The following is a 931-nucleotide window of genomic DNA, read 5'->3' as shown; positions in this document are numbered from 1 at the left end:
AAGATTTCTAAGTCCTGTTGATATTTCTGTTTGCGTAAGACGAAATCAATCAATTGCTTTCGAACTTGTTTCGGATACTTACGTTCACTTCTTAAGGCTTTTCGTTCTTGAACGTCTGACGTAGCTTCAATTTGTTTATCATACTCAGTTACAACATCGTCTACCTTTTTAACTAATTGAGTGAGTTCTTCCAATGATAATTGTTCAGCAGTTTCACGTTCTATTTCAGGGATGATTTCACTTTCAAGTAGTTCATTGTATAGCTGGTTTGATTTTTCAATTAAACTCTCATGATAGTTCTCAATGGATTTCTTCCAGACGAACGTAAATTTATTCGCATTTGCTTCAATCTTTGTACCATCAATAAAAAGCGCTTCTTGATCAATAAGTTTTTCTTCGACTAATTGGCAACGGAATTGGACAAAGCATTCTCGAATTAATTCTTTCACTTCTGGTTGAACACGGAAGCGATTGATTGTGCGATAGCTTGGTTCATATCCTTGAGCTAGCCACATCATACGAATACTGTCTTTTAATAGAGCTTCAATTTTGCGTCCAGAAAAGACCGATTGTGTGTAGGCACATATGATAATTTTAAGCATCATGCGTGGATGATAGGCAGGACAACCCTCATTTCGGAGAAATGGTTCGAACGCTTCATGTGGAATACTTTCAACTAAATGATGGACATGGAAGGCAATATCATTTTTTTGTAATTTCACTTCTAAATCTAAAGGCAAAACTAGTTGATTCATGATATAATTTTTAAACATAAGGACCCTTCTTTCGGATGAAATTTTGTGTGGTAACTTTATTTTATCAGAAGTGGTCCTTATTTTAATTCAAAAATAAACAAAGCCGTTGAAATTTTACAACGAGTAAAATTTCAACGGCTTTTTCATTTCAGAGGTGGGTTTTGTCCCAGCCTCTT

1 protein-coding gene is annotated in these 931 nt (G+C 35.0%); it reads right to left on the bottom strand.

The features are described from left to right. Nucleotides 1–773 (bottom strand): transposase (locus SLH52_RS23265; protein WP_320211563.1); only part of this gene is annotated, 773 nt, incomplete at its 3' end. Nucleotides 774–931: the final 158 nt, after the last annotated feature.

The sequence above is a fragment of the Cytobacillus sp. IB215665 genome (assembly GCF_033963835.1).
Taxonomy (GTDB): Bacteria; Bacillota; Bacilli; order Bacillales; family SM2101; genus Nanhaiella.
This window is presented reverse-complemented; position numbering and strand designations above follow the sequence as displayed.